Below are 14,203 nucleotides of genomic sequence, written 5' to 3'. Positions count from 1 at the left end.
GCGGCGGCCCGCGACGCCCGGCCCGCCGAGGACGCCCGCGCGCTGGTCGAGGCGGCCCCCGCCGCACCGCACTGGGACGACGTGGTGCGGCCGACCGACATCGGGGTCTTCGAGGGTTTCGCGCCCGCGCTCGGCGAGGCGTTCGCGGCGGCGGAGTCCGGCGACAGGAAGCTGTACGGCTTCGCGGAGCACTCGCTGACCTCCACGTTCCTCGGCACGTCGACCGGCGTGCGGCTGCGGCACGACCAGCCGACCGGGCGGCTCGAGCTCAACGCCAAGTCCGGCGACCTCAAGCGCTCGGCGTGGACCGGCGTGTCGACCCAAGACTTCACCGACGTCGACGTGGCCGCGCTCGGCTCCTCGCTGGCCCAGCGGCTGGAGTGGGCCAAGAACCGGGTCGACCTGCCGGCGGGCCGCTACGAGACGCTGCTGCCGCCGAGCGCGGTGGCCGACCTGATGATCTACCTGTTCTGGTCGGCGGGGGCGAGAGACGCGCTCGACGGGCGTTCGGTGTTCGCCAAGCCCGGCGGGGGCACGCGGGTGGGCGAGCAGCTCGCCACCCTGCCCGTGTCGCTGTCGAGCGATCCGGCGGCGGCGGGCATCGCGTGCGCGCCGTTCGTGACGGCCCACGCCTCCAGCCGGGAGAGCTCGGTGTTCGACAACGGGTTGCCGTTGGCGCGTACCGACTGGATCCGTGACGGGCGGCTGGAGGCGCTGCTGCAGACCCGCTACTCGGCGGAGCTGAGCGGGCTGCCGGTGACGCCCGGCGTCGACAACCTGATCATGACGGGGCCCGCCGACGGGCGGCCGCTGGAGGAGATGATCGCCGCCACGCGGCACGGCCTGCTGGTCACCTGCCTGTGGTACATCCGCGAGGTCGACCCGCAGACGCTGCTGGTCACCGGGCTGACCCGCGACGGGGTCTACCTGGTCGAGCACGGGGAGGTCGTGGGCGAGGTGAACAACTTCCGGTTCAACGAGAGCCCGGTCGACCTGCTGGGGCGGGTGTCCGAGGTGGGGGCGAGCGAGCGTACGCTGCCGCGCGAGTGGAGCGACTACTTTCAGCGGACCGTGATGCCGGCGGTGCGGGTGCCCGACTTCAACATGTCCACGGTCAGCCAGGCAAGCTGACCCCGCCCGTCCATGCGCCCCATCCCGCGCCCTGCCGGGCATCCTGAACGGGCCCGTTCGCCCCTGCGGCCGGGGAAGGGCTGAGAGGGGCGCTGGGCGGCGCTGAGGGGGCGGGGGAGGGCGAGAGGCACCCGCGATCTCCGGCGCCCTCTCGCCGCCCCTGGCGCGTTCGCCCGCCGTCCTGGATGGTCGCCGGGGGCCGGGTGGGTCAGGCATCCTCGAGGCGGAAGCCGACCTTCATGCCGACCTGGAAGTGCGCGACCTCCCCCGCGTCCAGGTGCCCCCGGATCTCCGTCACCTCGAACCAGTCGAGGTGGCGCAGCGTCTCCGACGCTCTCCTGAGGCCGTTGCGGATGGCCTGGTCGACGCTCTCACCCGAGGTGCCGACGATCTCGGTGACCCGATAGGTACGGTCCGTCATCTCCACATCCTCCTCACCTGATGGCCATGATCGCATGCCCCCGAACGCGTTCCGGGCCGCCGTCGCCACCGGCCCCATCCGGGTCTACGGTGGAAGTATGAAGGGGTGGCGCAGGAAGCCGGACGTCCACCAGGTGACGGACGCCAAGCCGTCGCTGTCGGCCGACATCCGCAAGCGCGAGATCAGCTACCTGATCAAGATGGGGATCCGCACGCTCTGCCTGATCCTGGCGGTCGTGGTGCCGCTGCCGTGGCCGTACCGCCTGCTCTTCATCGCCGGCGCGGTCTTTTTGCCATACATAGCCGTAATCGGGGCCAATGAGAGGGGCGAGGCCGCCCCACCGCCTACCTTTCAGTCCCCTGAAGCTAACCAAACCGAGATACCGCTGCATCGACGCGAGATCGGGTCGTGACTAAGTCTTGACGCATCCCATGGGTTGTAGGTGTACGCTTTAGCCAAGCGCTCCGGTCCCCCGTCGGAGTGCTGGTGCCGGCGTTCCGGGCCCCCGTCGGAACGCCGATGAAGCGACGCCGGGTGGTTTGCCCCCGTAACCACCCGGCGTCGCCCTTTTCCCGGACAGGTTTTCGATCAGCGCGTGCCGTCCGGGGCAGATTGGATAGGGCGGCTTTCCCGAAATCGTTTGCACCGCTCCCGCAACCGTTATTCACAGGAAATCTTCAGGCGGGAGCGGGCTTGACTTGAAGAGTTCGTTCGAGTGTCAGCGGTCGGTCAGGGTCTCGGTGGTCGCCTCGCCCCAGTTCTTCGCCAATGTGGTCAGTTTCGCCACAGCGTCCTCAGAGGCCGTGCCGGCCCCCTGAGCGAGCCCGAGCAGATACGCCGTCAGCGGCGCGGCCGGCCTCGCGACCCCGTGGGCGACCTCCTTGGTGAGACCGAGGATCTCGTCGCGGTCCACGCGGGCCGGGTCGATCCCCAGCTCCTTGCAGGCCAGGATGGTCCATTCGTGCAGTACGTTCATGCGAGCCTCCTTCAGGTCGTCCATTGTGTCGCAGTCGAGGCGATGTGGGGCGGCCGGGAGTGCCGGACGGACGCGTACGAGCGGGGGCGGAGGCCCGTGAGCAGGCAGCCGTGCGTGCGCGGGCCGGGCGTGTCGCCGGGGGTGGCAGGGGCGTGCCCGGGGGCCTCGCCGCTCGGGGGCCTCGTCAGCCGCCGATGGCGGACATGGGGCGGGACGGTTGCAGGAACGACGGATCGTCGATGCCGTGCCCGGCGCGCTTGCGTGAGACGGCCGCGGTCCAGCGCGCGGCGAGTTCCTCGTCGGAGGCGCCCGCGCGCATCGGCGTCTTGAGGTCGGACTCCTCGGTGGCGAACAGGCAGTTGCGCACCTGACCGTCGGCGGTGAGCCGGACGCGGTCGCAGGCCCCGCAGAACGGACGCGTCACCGAGCCGATCACGCCCACCCTGGCGGGCCCCCCGTCCACCAGGAACCGCTCCGCCGGGGCGCTGCCGCGCTCCTCCAGGCCGTCGGGGACGAGGTCGTACGCCTCGGACAGGAGCCGCAGGATCTCGTCGGCGGTCACCATGTTCTCGCGGCTCCAGCCGTGCTGGGCGTCGAGCGGCATCTGCTCAATGAAGCGCAGCTCGTAGCCCTGGTCGAGGCACCAGCGCAGCAGCGGCACGGCCTCGTGGTCGTTGACGCCGCGCATCAGCACGGAGTTGACCTTGACCGGGCGCAGGCCCGCGCGGTCGGCGGCGGCCAGCCCCGCGACCACGTCGGCGTGCCGGTCGCGGTGCGCGAGCCGTTTGAACGTGGCGGGGTCGAGCGTGTCGAGTGAGACGTTGACCCGGTGGAGCCCGGCCTCGGCCAAGGCGTCGGCCAGGCGGGCCAGCCCGATGCCGTTGGTGGTGAGGGAGACCTGGGGCGCGGGGGTCAGGGCGGTGCTGCGGGCGACGATGTCGACCAGCTCGCGCCTGAGGAGGGGCTCGCCGCCGGTGTAGCGGACCTCGGTGATGCCCAGGTGTTCGACGCCGATGGTCACCAGCCGGACGATCTCGTCGGCGGTGAGGAGCTGGGCGTTCGGCAGCCATTCGAGGCCCTCGGGGGGCATGCAGTACGTACAGCGGAGGTTGCACTTGTCCGTGAGGGACACCCGCAGATCCGTCGCCACCCGTCCGAACGAGTCTCGCAACATGGGCGTCACCTCCTGTTAGCTCGCCTGGCGGCCCAGCCTATGACGATCGTCGGCCGGGCCCCAAAATCCGGCGCCTCGTGGCACGTCAACACATTGTTCCCTAGATCGATTCCTGGCTCACCTGGTGGGGCGGGTGGTCGCGGGGCCGGTGGACTACGGGACGGCGGCCGACCAGGAGTCTCGGGCGCGCATCAGCGCGTCCAGATGCCTGCGCGACCACTCGCACCCGGCGTTCATCGGTTCGAGGAGGCTGCGGCCGAGGTCGGTGAGCTCGTACACGACGCGCGGCGGGATCTCGTCGTACGCGGTGCGCGTGAGCAGGCCGTCGCGCTCCATGGCGCGCAGGGACGCGGTGAGCACCTTCGGGGTGATGCCGCGCAGCGGCGTCTGGAGCTCGGTGAAGCGCCGTGGCCCGGACTCCAGGCAGCGGATGATCTTCGCGGTCCATTTGTCGCCGATGCGGATCGGCGCGGCGACCGGAGGGCAGCCGGTGAACATGTCGGGATCCAGCGGGGCTGAGTCGGCCATCCCGTCATCGTAGGTAACTATCGTTGCGGAAAGCGACGTCCCCGCCTCTACCGTCTGCGTGGTGACCGGCGTGCCGGTCACCGGTCGAAGGTTTCGCGGACGGGAGTCGAGATGAGCAGAATCGTGGTGTTCGGGGCCGGTGGGCGGGCCGGGCGCAGGGTCGTCGCGGAGGCGGCCGGGCGCGGGCACGACGTCACCGCCGTGGTACGGGATCCGGCGCGGCACCCGGAACCGGCGCGGCACCCGGAACCGGCGCGGCACCTGGATCCGTACGGTGGCGGCGACAGGGTACGCGTGGTCGCAGGAGACGTCACCGACGGCGACAGCGTGGCGGCGGTGGCCGCCGGGCACGACGCGGCGGTGCAGGCGACGGCGCGGCTGGACGTGCCGTCGGTCGAGTTCTACACCGCGGCCACGCGCGCGCTGGTGGACGGGCTGGCGCGGGCCGGGGTGCCGCGGCTGGTGGCGGTGGGCATCGGAAGCCTGCTGGAGGTCTCCCCCGGGGTCCGGCTCATCGACACGCCCGGTTTCCCCGCCGACGCGCGGGAGTTCTCGCTGGGGCACGCGGCCGAGCTGGAGGTGCTGGCGGGGGCGGCGCTCGACTGGGTGGTGGTCGCGCCGCCGCCGGTGCTCCTGGACGAGGAGGCGGCCAGGACCGGACGCCACCGGTTCGGGGACGGGCGGGTGCCGGAGTCCGCGCAGGGGGATCCGGTGTTCTCCTTCGCGGATCTGGCGGTGGCGCTCGTGGACGAGGTGGAGACACCCGCGCACCACCGCGTCCAGGTCGCCGTGTCCTACTGAGGCGCCGGGTCCGCCGCTCTTTGACAGCCGGATCCGGTCCGCAGGTTAATGTGAACATGAAGTCGGCCACGGAAATGGGCATCGGCGAGCTGGCGGCGCGGTTCGGGCTGGCCACGCACGTGTTGCGGCACTGGGAGACGATGGGGCTGATCCGGCCGGTGCGGCGCAGCGGCGGACGGCGGAGATACAGCGAGGACCAGGTCTCCCGGGTGACGATGATCGTGCGGGGGAAGGCGGCCGGGCTGCGCCTGGAGCAGTTGCGCGAGATGTTCGAGGCCGGGACCGCCGGGGAGCGGCGGGAGTTGCTGCAGCGGCACAGGGCCGAGCTGGAGTGGCGGGTCCGGTAGGTGGAGGCGTCGAAGACGCTGGTCGAGCACGCGCTGGAGTGCTCGGAGCCGGATTTCACGCTGTGCCCGAAATTTCGGGCGATGTGCGCGCAAGGGCTGCCGGACGAACTCTCCCCCTCCGCGCATCACTGGCCCGCGCACAGCCATCCCGCGCAGTACCACTCAAGGCAGGACCACTCAGGGCAGGACGGCCCAGAGCGGGACGGCCCAGGGCAGGACGGCGCGGGCCAGGGCGGCGCGGGCCAGAGCCGCTCAGGTCAGAGCAGCCCAGGTCAGAGCGGCTCAAGGCAGGACGGCCCAGAGCAGGATGGCGCGGGCCAGAGCCGCTCAGGGCAGAGCAGCCCAGGTCAGAGCGGCTCAAGGCAGGGCGGCGCAGAGCAGGACGGCTCGGGGACGCCGGGGCCCGTACAACGCTGAACGCCCGGCCGTGGTGGCCGGGCGTTCAGGTGGTGCGTGTTCGGCTGTGACCGGTGGCCGGGTGCCGTCAGCGGCGGCCGACGACCTTCACCCAGTCCGTGCCCTCCGAGGAGGAGAGGTACTGGCTGCCCTCGAACACCGCGCGCCACGTGCCCGACGTACGGGCCGGCACCGACAGTTCGAAGTAGCCCTTGCCGGTGGTGCGGACCGTGTCCACGTGCTCCCACCGGCCGCTGCCGGCGGGCTGGAAGAGGATCACGATCCGCTTCCACGCCAGGCGGTGCCAGTTCTCCTGCTTCTTGCAGCGATCGGCGTGGTGCACCGAGACGAAGCCGCTGATGTAGTCCTCGTCACACTGGACGGACAGCTTGCCCTGGATGTCGAGGGGCTTGCCCCGCCAGGCGGGCTCGGGGTTGACGTCGAGTTGGAGGCTGGTGTGGCCGCCGGCGACGTCGGGGTCGAGGCCCGGGTCGTCCGCGAGCGCGGGCGAGGCGGCCGTGGCCACCACCGTCGCGCCCAGGGCGGCAGCCGCCAGGCCGGCGGCTAGGCGTCGCATCTTCAAATCAGAATCCTTCCCCGTCCGAAAAACGCACCCCAAAATGGGGCACGTCAACCAATGACGCGTAAGGGCAAGGAAAAGTTGCGACGAAGTTGATCACGATTCCGCAACGACGTATTGCGAAATGTTTGAGGGGTTATTGATTAGCGCCTTATTGTTCGATTTGTCGGGATTTAGAGGTTTCTGGAGCGTAATGTCCGGTTCCGGGATAGTGGACGCGCCAGTGGCCGCCCGTACGTCCCTGCACCGTGCCGACGAACTCCCCGGCCGCGTCGGTCGTGGTCTCCCCCACCCGCTCCCACCGCGAGGTGGTGTCGGGACGCCAGAGGATCTCCAGCCGCTGCTTGGCGAACGGGCCGTAGTCGGTCAGGCCGCGCGGGTCGACCCGGGTGAGCGAGCCGCGCAGCCGGACGCCGTCCGCCTGGGCCGACTTCTCCGCCCGTACCGACGCGAGCTTGGTCTCGCGCTTCAGCTCGAACGAGGCGTACTGCGTGACCGTCGCCCCGTCACGGCCCTTGGCGGTGGCGGTGATCGTCCAGGTTCCGGTGGGGTAGAAGCGGTTCAGCCGCTTGTCGGGCAGGAAGCGCCAGGTCTGCCAGCCGTCCGTCATCCGGTACGGGCTGGGCGTCAGGCGCCACACCAGCCGGGGCGGGATCTCCGGGGTGACCTGGCCGGGGATCCCCACCTTGGGCGCCGCGGCGTAGGCCGGGAACGGCTGCGGGTCCAGCACGGCGGCGTCCGGCTGCACGTGAGCGTGGTTCGGGTACTCGTGGACGGGACGCGGGTTGGTGGACGTCCGGTTCGGACCCGCCTGTCCTGGCTGCGGGTACCTGGTGCCCGGCTGCTGTTTCGGGCCGGACTGCGAGTGTCCGGCGGTGTGCGGGTAGCCGGCGGGACCGCCCCTGCCGGGTGCGACGGGCGACGGTGTGCTGACCTTGCCCGAGCCGGCGACAGGGGCCGCGACCTGGGACGGCGCGTGCGGCCGCGTTCCTGCGTGGGTGTGCGGCCGCGTTCTTTCCGGCACGTGCGTCGAGGCCTGGGCCGCGGTGAGGGGCGGGCTGAGGGCCTGCGACTGGGCCGGGTTCTGGCCGGGAGCCAGGATCTGGGCCTGGACGGGCGGCCGCGCCGGTGTCCGGGCGGTGGCCTGACCCGGTGCCTGCTCCGGATGCTGGACCGGCGCCTGGCCGGGGACCGCTGGTGGCTGTGCCGGTGACTGGGCCGGCGGCTGGGCCGGTGACTGGCCGGGTGAGGCGATCGGCGGGGTCTCTGGCGCCTGGGCGGGCGGGGCGCCGGGCTCGACCTTGACGGTGACGCCGTCCTTGCCCCGTGCACCCCTGGCGATCACGTCGATCACCAGGCGGACGGAACCGCGCGCCCCGACCACGGGCTCCGCGGGGCGTACGGTGATGGAGCGGATTTCGGGTTCGGACGCTGCGGCGGTGGCGGGCGCGGGCGCCGTGAGCGACCCCGCCGCGAGCGAGACGAGAAGAAGGCTTCTGCTCATGATCGAGACGGTAGGAACCGGCCGGTAATGACCAGGACCACAACACACGCCCCGAATGGTAAAACTCGGCTCAGCCCGCACACACCCCCCGACTGAACGTGGGCCGTCGCAGGCGCGAACGGGCTGCCCACCGCTTCGACGGTTCAGTGCGGGGCGTATAAGCGCTCGATGAGGTCGGCGTACCTGGCGTGGATGACGCGGCGCTTGAGCTTGAGGCTCGGCGTCAGCTCCTCGGTCTCGGCCGTCCACTCCGTGCCCAGCAGCGCCCATCTCTTCACCTGCTGCACCCGCGCCAGTTTGGCGTTGGCGGCCCGTACCGCCGAATCGATCTCTCTCAGCACGTCGTGGTGCTCGGCCAGTTCGGCGAGGGTGGTGAAGGCGATGCCGCGGGCCTGGGCCCAGCCGGGCGCGACCTCGGCGTCCAGGGTGAGCAGGGCCACCGGGTGGGGCCGGTCGTCGCCGTACGCCAGGGCCTGGCCGATGAGGCTGTGCTCCGTGAGGCGGTTCTCGATCTCGGCCGGGGAGATGTTCTCGCCGCCGGCCGTGATGATCAGCTCCTTCTTGCGGTCGACGACCCGGTAGAAGCCGTCCTCGTCGACCGTGCCGATGTCGCCGGTGTGCAGCCAGCCGTCGGCGTCGATCAACTCGGCGGTGGCCTCGGGACGGTTGAGGTAGCCGAGGGTGTTGAGCGGGCTGCGGGTGAGGAGTTCGCCGTCCTCGGCGATGCGGATCTCGACGCCGGGCTCGGCCGTGCCGACGGTGCCCAGGCGGTAGCGGGCGGGGCTGTTGCCGGTGAAGGCGCCGGTCGTCTCGGTCATGCCGTACACGTCGATGACCTTGATGCCGAGGCCGGCGTAGAAGCGCTGCACCTCGGCGGACAGCGGGGCGGCGCCGGTGGCGGTCCACTCTGCGCGGTCGAACCCGATCATGCCGCGGATGACCGACAGCAACGCGGCGTCGGCCTTCTCGTACGCGGCCCGGATCTCGGGGGTGACGGTGTGGCCGTGCTGGCCGGCCTCGACGTACGCGGCGCCCGCCGCCATGGCCTCGCGTACGGCGGCCTGCCGCTCCTCGGGCCCGGTGGCGAGGACGGCCAGCAGGCGGGCCATCATCTTCTCCCACACCCGGGGCACGCCGAAGAACACCATCGGCCTGACCTGTCCCAGCGTGGCGGCCAGGTTGGCCAGGTCGGTGCAGAAGTACACGTGGGACGCCTTGGCCAGGGGCAGGTAGAGGCTCAGGGCGCGCTCGGCGATGTGCGCGTAGGTGAGGTAGGAGATCTGCGTGCCGCGCGTGGGCAGCGAGGTGAGCCGGTCGGTGGCGGCGACCTCGTAGAAGATGTTGGTGTGGGTGAGCGGCACGCCCTTGGGGGTGCCGGTGGTGCCGGAGGTGTAGAGCACGGTGGCCATGTCGGAGGGGGTGACCGCGCGCCAGCGCGCCTCGATCGAGCCGGGGTCGGCGGCCAGCCGCTCGCGGCCGAGGTCGAGGAAGTCGGCCCAGCTCATGTAGCGTTCGCCGGGCGGGGTCTCCGCCAGCATGATGATCTTGCGGAGGCCGTCCAGCGAGTCGAGCACCGGCTCCCAGCGGGCGAGTTCGGCCCGGCCGCCGAGCACGGCGTAGCGGGCGCCGACGTCGGTGGCCACGAACGCGATCTGGTCGGGGGCGAAGGTGGAGTAGATCGTGCAGCCGACGCCGCCCGCGTGCACGGTGCCCAGGTCGGCCAGGACGTGTTCGCTGCGGTTGACCATCATGAGCGCCACGGCCTCGCCGGGTTCGAGCCCGAGCGCGGCGAAGGCGGCGGCGATCTCCAGCACCCGCTGCCGCGCCTGGCCGTAGGTCAGCGTGCTCCAGCCGTCGCCGTCGGGGTCGGAGTACGCGGGGGCGTCGTGATGCCGCTCGGCCGTCTGCCTGAGCTGTTCGCACACCGTTCGGCCCGAGATCTGCCGCTCGATCTCGGCCCGGACTTCGAGGACATCGGCCATGGCACCCGCCTCCAGTCAGTATTCACTTGCATGAATGGCATGCATCGCACCACAGGCCCGGGGTGGCGGCAAGCGCATGTGAGAAAACGCCAACACCCTTCACGTAAAGTGATCGAACGATCGCGTAGTGTGTTTCGGGGGGCGTGGATGCGGGAGGGCGGGCGGACGTTCCTCGGGCATCCCTGGGGCCTGGCCACGCTCTTCTGCACGGAGATGTGGGAGCGCTTCTCGTGGTACGGCCTGCGCGCCATCCTGGCCACCTTCATGGCCGCCTCGCCCGCGCACCAGGGGCTGGGCCTGTCGCAGGAGACGTCCCAGGCGGTCGTCGGCATCTACGGCGCGCTCATCTACCTCGTGGCGCTGCCGGGCGGCTGGATCGCCGACCGGATCCTGGGGGCGCGGCGCTCGGTGTTCTGGGGCGGGTTCGTCATCATGCTCGGGCACATCAGCCTGGCGATCCCGGTGACCTCGCCGTTCTTCGTCTGGCTAGGGCTGCTGCTCATCATCACCGGCACCGGCCTGCTCAAGCCGAACATCTCGGTCATGGTCGGCCGCCTCTACCCCGACGAGGACGACGGGCGCAGGGACGCCGGGTTCTCGCTGTTCTACCTGGGCGTCAACCTGGGCGCCTTCTTCGCCCCCATCGTGGTCGGCCACCTGGCCGCGGGCGACCGCTGGCACCTGGGCTTCAGCGTGGCGGCGATCGGCATGGCGCTGGGCCTGATCCAGTACGTCTGGGGCGGGCGGGCCCTGCGCGGCGTCGGCGAGCGCCCCGGCCTGCGCCTGTCCCGCGGGGAGCGCCACCGGCTCGGCCGCCTCGTGACGCTCGGCGTCGCGCTGACCGCGCTCGCGCTGGGAGCGTGGGCGGCGACCGGCACGCTCACCGTCGACCGGTTCACCGTGGCCATCACGGTGGTCATCCTGATCGTGCCGGTGGTCTGCTTCTGCTTCATCCTGCTGGGCGGCCACGGCCTGTCCGAGGACGAGCGCGTCCGGATGCGGGCCTACATCTGGCTGTTCGTGGCGGCGGCGGTCTTCTGGATGATCTACGACCTGGCGCCGAGCAAGCTGCTGTTCTTCGCCGCCGACCACACCGACCTGTCGTTGGCGGGCATCCCGATCCAGGCCGCCACGACGCAGGCGTTCAACCCGCTGTTCATCATGGTCTTCGTGCCGGTGTTCGCGACGTTGTGGGTGCGGCTGGGCACGCGGGTGAGCACGCCGCAGAAGTTCGCGTTCGCGCTGGTCGTGATAGGGCTGAGCTTCGTGGTCATGGCCGTGGCGGCGGCGCTGGCCGGGCCCGGCAGGGTGTCGGTGTGGTGGCTGGTGGCGGTCTACCTGATCCAGGTGTTCGGCGAGCTGGCGCTGAGCCCGGTCGGGCTGTCGGTGACGACGAAGCTGGCGCCGGAGGCGTACAAGGGGCAGATGCTGGGTGTCTGGTTCATCTCGGTGTCGGTGGGCGACGCGGTCGGCGGGCAGACGGGGCGGCTCGGCCGGGTGCTGTCGGAGCCGGCGTACTACCTGCTGCTGGCGGCCGTGGCGGTGGTGGCGGGGCTGGCGCTGTTCGCGTTCGCCCGCAGGCTCCGGGCGATGATGGCGGAGCACCATGAGCCTCTCATGCGGTAGACATTCCGAACGTGTCTGAACTACTCGACCTCGCGGGAATCTTCGTCTTCGCCCTGTCGGGCGCGCTCATGGGCGTGCGCAAACGGCTGGACGTGGTCGGGATGGGGGTGCTGGCCGAGATGACCGCGCTGGGCGGCGGCGTCGTCCGCGACCTCATACTCAACGTGCGCCCGGCCGCCTTCCAGAGCCTCGGGTACGTGCTGGTGCCGCTGGTCGCGACGGTGATCGTCTTCTTCTTCCATCCGCACGTGGCCCGGGTGATGCCGGCCATCCTCGTGCTGGACGCGGCCGGGCTCGGGCTGTTCTGCGCGGTCGGCACGGAGAAGGCCATGGAGTACGGCCTCAGCCCCCTGCACTCCACCCTCCTCGGGGTCACCACGGCGGTGGGCGGCGGCATGCTGCGCGACGTGCTGGCCGGGGAGATCCCCACCCTGCTGTACGACCGGCAGCTCTACGCGGTGCCGGCCCTGCTGGGGTCGGCGGTGATGGCGGCCCTGTCGGCGTACGGACTGCACGGGTGGCCGGCCACGCTGGCGGCGGCGGTGCTGGCGTTCGGGCTGCGGATCACGGCCATGCGACGCAAGTGGCGGGCGCCGCTGGCCAGGGGCGTCGGCGGGGACTGAGCACTCACACCATCGCGATCAGCGAGTCCGAGGGGCGGGGCGGGCCGAGCGGGCCGTGGTCGCGGGCGGCCCTGACCCGGGCGATCGCGTCGGCCAGCACCTGGGGCGGCTGGGTGAAGGGCAGGCGCAGGTAGCCCTCCAGGGTGCCCCCCAGACCGAACCAGGGGCCGGGCGCGAGGCGTACGCCGTGGCTGGCCGCCGCCTCCGCGAGCGGGGTCGAGCCGCCGCGGTCCAGGCGCACCCACAGGGTGCCGCCGCCGCGCGGCAGCTCGTACGTCCACTCAGGCAGGTGCTCGCGCAGCCCCGCCACCAAGGCGTCGCGCGAGGCCCGCAGCGTGCGGCGGCGCTCGGCGCGCGTCTCCTCCAGCCGGTCGAACAGGCGGGCCACGACGAGCTGCTCCAGGACCGGGCTGGCCAGGTCGACCGAGGCGCGGAAGCTGGCCAGGCGGCGGGCCAGCCCGGCGGTGGCGCGGATCCAGCCGATGCGCAGGCCGCCCCACCACAGCTTGGAGGCCGACCCGACGCTGATCACGCGGCTGTCGGTGTCGAAGGCGGCCAGCGGGGAGGTGTGCGGCACCTCGTCCAGGACCAGCTCCGACCAGGACTCGTCCGCCAGCAGCAGCGTGTCGGCCCGCCGGGCGGCGCCGGCGACGGCGACGCGTACGGGGTCCTCCATGAGGGCGCCCGTCGGGTTCTGGAAGTCGGGCATGAGGTAGGCCAGCCGCGCCCCGGACTGGCGCATCGCCCCGGCGACCGCGTCCGGCTGCCAGCCCTCGTGGGAGATCCCGACCGGGACGATGCGGGCGCCGCGGTGCCTGGCCACGTCGATGGCGTGCGGGTACGTCGGCGACTCCACCACCACCGGGTCGCCCGCGCCGACGAGCAGGCCGAGGACGAGCTGGACGGCGTGCTGGGCGCCGGCGGTGACGAGGATCTGCTCCGGCCGGGTGGCCACGCCCCTGACGGTGTAGCGGGCGGCGATGCGTTCCCTGAGCGTGGGCAGGCCCATGGGGTCGTAGCCGTTGCCCATGCCGTAGCGGGGCAGGTCGGCCACGGCCTGCGCCATGGCGTCCGCCAGGGCCGACGGCGCGGGCGGGGCGGCGGCGTGGAGCTGGATGAGGCCGTCGCCGTCGGTGCTCAGCCACGGGTTGTCGGCGGTCGTGGCCGGGTCGGGCAGGGCGGTCCAGCTTCCCGAGCCCTGGCGGCTCTCCAGGTAGCCGCGTTCGCGCAGCAGGTCGTAGGCCGAGGTGACGGTGGTGCGGCTGACCTTGAGTGTCTCGGCGAGGTGGCGTTCGGCGGGCATGCGGACGCGTACGGGGATCTGGCCGTCCATGATCAGCCTGCGTACGGCGTCGGCGAGGGCGCGGTAGTACGGCCGCGCCGCCGGCTCCACCCCGACCAGCCTGGCCACCTGTCCCGCTGACATATGCCTCATAAGGCCACTTTTCGTGATTGGCCCTGTTTTGGCAAGTTCGAAGGTGCCACCGTGGAGCCATCATGAGCGAGACGACCGTCCCCCGACCCAGCTCCCTTCCCGCCCGGCTCCTGCGGCTCTACGGCGGCCTGGCGATGTACGGGCTCGGCATCGGACTACAGGTCGAGTCGGGCCTCGGCAACGGCCCCTGGGACGTCTTCCACCAGGGCGTGGGCCTGCGCGCGGGGCTGTCCATCGGGACGGTCATCATCATCGTGGGCGCCCTGGTGATGCTGCTGTGGATCCCGCTGAAGCAGCGGCCCGGCCTCGGCACGATCAGCAACGTGGTGTTCGTCGGCCTGTTCGCCGACGCCGCGATGTACCTGCTGCCCGCGGCCGGGCACCTGGCACTCCAGGCGTGCTACGTGGCGCTGGGCGTGTCCTCCATCGCGCTGGCCACGGTCCTGTACATCGGGGCCGGGATGGGGGCGGGCCCGCGCGACGGCATCATGACGGGCCTGATGCGGCTCGGGCTCTCGGTACGGCTCTCCCGCCTGCTCATCGAGGTCACCGTGCTGTTCGCCGGCTGGCTGATGGGCGGGACGGTGGGCGTCGGCACACTGGTGTTCGCGCTGGCCATCGGGCCGCTGACGCAGCTCCTGACCCGCTGGTTCCCCCTGACGTGATCCCGTGACCGGGG

The 14,203-nt window shown here is 71.7% G+C and carries 15 protein-coding genes; 7 read left to right on the top strand and 8 right to left on the bottom strand.

Going from position 1 to position 14,203, the window contains the following annotated elements:
* Positions 1-1,131: metallopeptidase TldD-related protein (locus ABD844_RS06370; protein ID WP_344873912.1), on the top strand; the 1,131-nt coding region annotated here is incomplete at its 5' end.
* Positions 1,132-1,339: 208 nt separating this feature from the next.
* On the opposite strand, the gene ABD844_RS06365 is transcribed toward ABD844_RS06370, so the two are convergent.
* Positions 1,340-1,552, bottom strand: a complete 213-nt coding sequence (locus ABD844_RS06365; RefSeq protein WP_344873910.1) for a dodecin — start codon at positions 1,550-1,552, stop codon at positions 1,340-1,342.
* 97 nt (positions 1,553-1,649) lie between these two features.
* On the opposite strand from ABD844_RS06365, the gene ABD844_RS06360 reads away from it, so the two are divergent.
* Complete coding sequence (locus ABD844_RS06360; protein ID WP_344873907.1) at positions 1,650-1,964, top strand: DUF3099 domain-containing protein; 315 nt, start codon at positions 1,650-1,652, stop codon at positions 1,962-1,964.
* A gap of 306 nt (positions 1,965-2,270) precedes the next feature.
* Here the strand turns inward: ABD844_RS06360 and ABD844_RS06355 are convergent, their stop codons facing one another.
* From ABD844_RS06355 to ABD844_RS06345, 3 genes are all read right to left on the bottom strand, one after another.
* The gene (locus ABD844_RS06355; protein WP_344873905.1) at positions 2,271-2,528 is read right to left on the bottom strand and encodes a DUF6457 domain-containing protein; all 258 of its coding nucleotides are present in this window, start codon (positions 2,526-2,528) and stop codon (positions 2,271-2,273) included.
* A 184-nt stretch (positions 2,529-2,712) separates the two neighbouring features.
* The gene (gene moaA / locus ABD844_RS06350) at positions 2,713-3,702 is read right to left on the bottom strand and encodes a GTP 3',8-cyclase MoaA (RefSeq protein WP_344873903.1); all 990 of its coding nucleotides are present in this window, start codon (positions 3,700-3,702) and stop codon (positions 2,713-2,715) included.
* A gap of 153 nt (positions 3,703-3,855) precedes the next feature.
* Positions 3,856-4,230, bottom strand: a complete 375-nt coding sequence (locus ABD844_RS06345; RefSeq protein WP_344873901.1) for a winged helix-turn-helix transcriptional regulator — start codon at positions 4,228-4,230, stop codon at positions 3,856-3,858.
* A 111-nt stretch (positions 4,231-4,341) separates the two neighbouring features.
* Here ABD844_RS06345 and ABD844_RS06340 point away from each other — a divergent pair, with 111 nt between their 5' ends.
* Positions 4,342-5,031 (top strand): NAD(P)-dependent oxidoreductase, encoded by a 690-nt coding sequence (locus ABD844_RS06340; RefSeq protein ID WP_344873899.1) that lies wholly within the window; start codon positions 4,342-4,344, stop codon positions 5,029-5,031.
* A 56-nt stretch (positions 5,032-5,087) separates the two neighbouring features.
* On the top strand, positions 5,088-5,378 hold the full coding sequence (locus ABD844_RS06335) for a MerR family transcriptional regulator (RefSeq protein ID WP_344873897.1): 291 nt from the start codon (positions 5,088-5,090) through the stop codon (positions 5,376-5,378).
* 484 nt (positions 5,379-5,862) lie between these two features.
* On the opposite strand, the gene ABD844_RS06330 is transcribed toward ABD844_RS06335, so the two are convergent.
* The 3 genes from ABD844_RS06330 to ABD844_RS06320 all read right to left on the bottom strand — a co-directional run bounded on the left by ABD844_RS06330 (position 5,863) and on the right by ABD844_RS06320 (position 9,840).
* Positions 5,863-6,351 (bottom strand): hypothetical protein, encoded by a 489-nt coding sequence (locus tag ABD844_RS06330; RefSeq protein WP_344873895.1) that lies wholly within the window; start codon positions 6,349-6,351, stop codon positions 5,863-5,865.
* A 154-nt stretch (positions 6,352-6,505) separates the two neighbouring features.
* Positions 6,506-7,858 carry a hypothetical protein gene (locus tag ABD844_RS06325; RefSeq protein ID WP_344873893.1) on the bottom strand — a complete coding sequence of 451 codons (1,353 nt, stop codon included), beginning with the start codon at positions 7,856-7,858 and terminating at the stop codon, positions 6,506-6,508.
* Positions 7,859-8,001: 143 nt separating this feature from the next.
* The gene (locus ABD844_RS06320; RefSeq protein WP_344873891.1) at positions 8,002-9,840 is read right to left on the bottom strand and encodes an AMP-dependent synthetase/ligase; all 1,839 of its coding nucleotides are present in this window, start codon (positions 9,838-9,840) and stop codon (positions 8,002-8,004) included.
* A 147-nt stretch (positions 9,841-9,987) separates the two neighbouring features.
* Between ABD844_RS06320 and ABD844_RS06315 the strand changes: the two genes are divergently transcribed.
* Together ABD844_RS06315 and ABD844_RS06310 are read left to right on the top strand one after the other, a co-directional pair.
* A complete protein-coding gene (locus ABD844_RS06315; RefSeq protein ID WP_344873889.1) occupies positions 9,988-11,466 on the top strand; it encodes a peptide MFS transporter in 1,479 nt (492 codons plus the stop codon).
* Between the two features lie 11 nt (positions 11,467-11,477).
* Positions 11,478-12,089 carry a trimeric intracellular cation channel family protein gene (locus ABD844_RS06310; RefSeq protein ID WP_344873887.1) on the top strand — a complete coding sequence of 204 codons (612 nt, stop codon included), beginning with the start codon at positions 11,478-11,480 and terminating at the stop codon, positions 12,087-12,089.
* A gap of 4 nt (positions 12,090-12,093) precedes the next feature.
* Here the strand turns inward: ABD844_RS06310 and yczR are convergent, their stop codons facing one another.
* Positions 12,094-13,515, bottom strand: a complete 1,422-nt coding sequence (gene yczR, locus ABD844_RS06305; protein ID WP_344873885.1) for a MocR-like transcription factor YczR — start codon at positions 13,513-13,515, stop codon at positions 12,094-12,096.
* Positions 13,516-13,586: 71 nt separating this feature from the next.
* On the opposite strand from yczR, the gene yczE reads away from it, so the two are divergent.
* The gene (gene yczE / locus ABD844_RS06300) at positions 13,587-14,189 is read left to right on the top strand and encodes a membrane protein YczE (protein ID WP_344873884.1); all 603 of its coding nucleotides are present in this window, start codon (positions 13,587-13,589) and stop codon (positions 14,187-14,189) included.
* Positions 14,190-14,203: the final 14 nt, after the last annotated feature.

It is taken from the genome of Nonomuraea antimicrobica, assembly GCF_039536965.1.
GTDB classification, from domain to species: Bacteria; Actinomycetota; Actinomycetes; order Streptosporangiales; family Streptosporangiaceae; genus Nonomuraea; species Nonomuraea antimicrobica.
The sequence above is the reverse complement of the archived record's forward strand: the minus strand, read 5'-3'. Positions and strand labels throughout refer to the sequence as shown.

Coding starts and splice junctions, on each gene's coding strand:
- ABD844_RS06365 (WP_344873910.1), bottom strand. CDS start 1,552: ATGACGGACCGTACCTATCGGGTCACCGAGATCGTCGGCACCTCGGGT.
- ABD844_RS06320 (WP_344873891.1), bottom strand. CDS start 9,840: ATGGCCGATGTCCTCGAAGTCCGGGCCGAGATCGAGCGGCAGATCTCG.
- ABD844_RS06345 (WP_344873901.1), bottom strand. CDS start 4,230: ATGGCCGACTCAGCCCCGCTGGATCCCGACATGTTCACCGGCTGCCCT.
- ABD844_RS06355 (WP_344873905.1), bottom strand. CDS start 2,528: ATGAACGTACTGCACGAATGGACCATCCTGGCCTGCAAGGAGCTGGGG.
- moaA (WP_344873903.1), bottom strand. CDS start 3,702: ATGTTGCGAGACTCGTTCGGACGGGTGGCGACGGATCTGCGGGTGTCC.
- ABD844_RS06340 (WP_344873899.1), top strand. CDS start 4,342: ATGAGCAGAATCGTGGTGTTCGGGGCCGGTGGGCGGGCCGGGCGCAGG.
- yczE (WP_344873884.1), top strand. CDS start 13,587: ATGAGCGAGACGACCGTCCCCCGACCCAGCTCCCTTCCCGCCCGGCTC.
- ABD844_RS06315 (WP_344873889.1), top strand. CDS start 9,988: ATGCGGGAGGGCGGGCGGACGTTCCTCGGGCATCCCTGGGGCCTGGCC.
- yczR (WP_344873885.1), bottom strand. CDS start 13,515: ATGTCAGCGGGACAGGTGGCCAGGCTGGTCGGGGTGGAGCCGGCGGCG.
- ABD844_RS06360 (WP_344873907.1), top strand. CDS start 1,650: ATGAAGGGGTGGCGCAGGAAGCCGGACGTCCACCAGGTGACGGACGCC.
- ABD844_RS06330 (WP_344873895.1), bottom strand. CDS start 6,351: ATGCGACGCCTAGCCGCCGGCCTGGCGGCTGCCGCCCTGGGCGCGACG.
- ABD844_RS06335 (WP_344873897.1), top strand. CDS start 5,088: ATGAAGTCGGCCACGGAAATGGGCATCGGCGAGCTGGCGGCGCGGTTC.
- ABD844_RS06325 (WP_344873893.1), bottom strand. CDS start 7,858: ATGAGCAGAAGCCTTCTTCTCGTCTCGCTCGCGGCGGGGTCGCTCACG.